Raw genomic sequence first — 2,048 nt, 5'->3', positions numbered from 1 at the left:
GCGCCCCACGCGGCCAGTTCGGCCTCCAACTCGACCGCCCCAGGCGCCTCCGCACCACGACGACTGAGCAGCAGCAGACTGCGCACACCATGCTCGGCAACCAGATGCCGGGCGAACAACCCGCCCAACGCACCCGACGCACCCGTCAACAGAACAGTCCCAGAACCGAAATCCGGTACGCCCGTGACCGTCCCGGCAGCCCTCACCAGGCGCGGCACGAACACCTCACCCTCGCGGACCGCGACCTGCGACTCACCGGAAGCCAGCACAGCAGGCAGCACACGAACCGCTCCGTCGGTCTCCTCGGCCTCCACCAGCACGATCCGGTCCGGATCCTCCGACTGCGCAGACCGCACCAGCCCCCACACCGCAGCATGAGCCAGATCACCCGGACGCGTCACCAACACCAAACGCCCCGCACGCTCCTCCGCCAACCACCACTGCACCAGCGCCAGAACCTCACCCACGACACCGTGCACACGCTCCGCGGTCTCCGTACCGGACCCCACCGGGCACGGAACGACGACGACGTCCGGTGTCCCTTCCGACTCCCGCAGTGCGGCGAAGTCCGCGACGGTCGCGATCGTCAGCGTGTCGGTGGCGGCGGGAGGAGTGAACGGCGTCCACTCCAGCCCGAACAGCTGATCGCCACCCCCGGCACCGCGCAGTTGCTCCGCCGAGACGGCTCGCAACGACAGCGACTCGACCGAGGCCACCGGGTCACCTGCGCCGTCGGCCACGGCCAGCGTCACCGAACCGGTGGCCGTCCGCGACAGCTTCACCCGCACCATCGCCGCACCGGCAGCCTGCACGACGACGCCGGACCACGCGAACGGCAGGGCCGGGCCGTCGCCCAGCGACACCAGCCCACCGGCGGCCAGGGCGTGCAGGGCCGCGTCCAGCAGCGCCGGGTGCAGGGCGAACGCCGCCGCCTCGGCAGCCGACTCCTCCGGCAGCTCGACCTCGGCGAAGACGTCGTCCCCGCCGCGCCACACCGAGCGCAGGCCCTGGAAGACCGGACCGTAGTCCAGGCCCGCGGCGGCCATGTCCTCGTAGAACGCCGTCAGGTCGACGGTCTCCGCACCCGCCGGTGGCCAAGCGCCGAGATCCACGGGGGACGGTGCCTCTGCCGAGGACAGCACACCCGTCGCGTGCCGCAGCCACGAACCGTCGTCGACACGCGAGTGGACGCTCAGCTGCCGCCGGCCCGCCTCGTCCTCCGGGCCGACAGCCACCTGAAGGGTGACGCCACCACGCTCGGGCACGACCAGGGGGAGTTCAAGGGTGAGGTCTTCGATGGATCCGCACCCCGTCTCGTCGCCCGCCCGGATCGCCAACTCGACGAACGCGGTGCCGGGCAGCAGAACGGTCCCGTTCACGGCGTGGTCGGCGAGCCAGGAGTGGGTTTCGAGGGAAAGCAGTCCGGTGAGCAGGACCCCTCCACGGTCGGCCGTCGCAATCGCGGCACCGAGGAACGGATGGTCCGCCGCCCCAAGGCCTGCGGCCCGGACGTCGCCGGATGCCTGAGGAACGTCGAGCCAGTAGCGCTCGCGCTGGAAGGCGTACGTGGGCAGGTCGACGCGACGAGCGCCGGGGAAGAACGCCTGCCAGTCCGGCGAGATGCCATAGGTGTGCAGCTGCCCGACGGCGTTGACGAGGGCGTACGGCTCGGGCCGGTCAGCACGCAGAACGGGAACGGTGACGACGTCCGCACCGTCATCGAAGCAGCCCTGGACGAGGGCGCTGAGGACACCACCCGGACCGATCTCCACGAACGTGGTCACACCCAGCTCGCCGAGCGTCTCGACCCCGTCGGCGAACCGCACCGCCTCACGGACGTGCCGCACCCAGTACTCCGCGGTGTACGCCTCGACCACACGACCGGTGAGGTTCGAAACGACAGGAATCCGCGGCTCGTTGAAGACCAGACCGCCGACGACCTCCGCGAACTCCTCCAGCATCGGATCCATCAACGGCGAATGGAACGCGTGACTGACCTTCAGGCGAGACGTCTTACGACCCTGACCGGCGAACACCTCGGCAATCGC

Annotated in this window: 1 protein-coding gene; it reads right to left on the bottom strand. The window is 70.5% G+C overall.

The genetic code is table 11. The annotated features are described in order from the left end of the window. Window positions 1-1,970: SpnB-like Rossmann fold domain-containing protein (locus tag ABT085_RS45975; protein ID WP_351623134.1), on the bottom strand; the 1,970-nt coding region annotated here is incomplete at its 3' end. Window positions 1,971-2,048: the final 78 nt, after the last annotated feature.

It is taken from the genome of Streptomyces sp. NPDC002265, assembly GCF_040296125.1.
Classification (GTDB): Bacteria; Actinomycetota; Actinomycetes; order Streptomycetales; family Streptomycetaceae; genus Streptomyces.
This window is presented reverse-complemented; position numbering and strand designations above follow the sequence as displayed.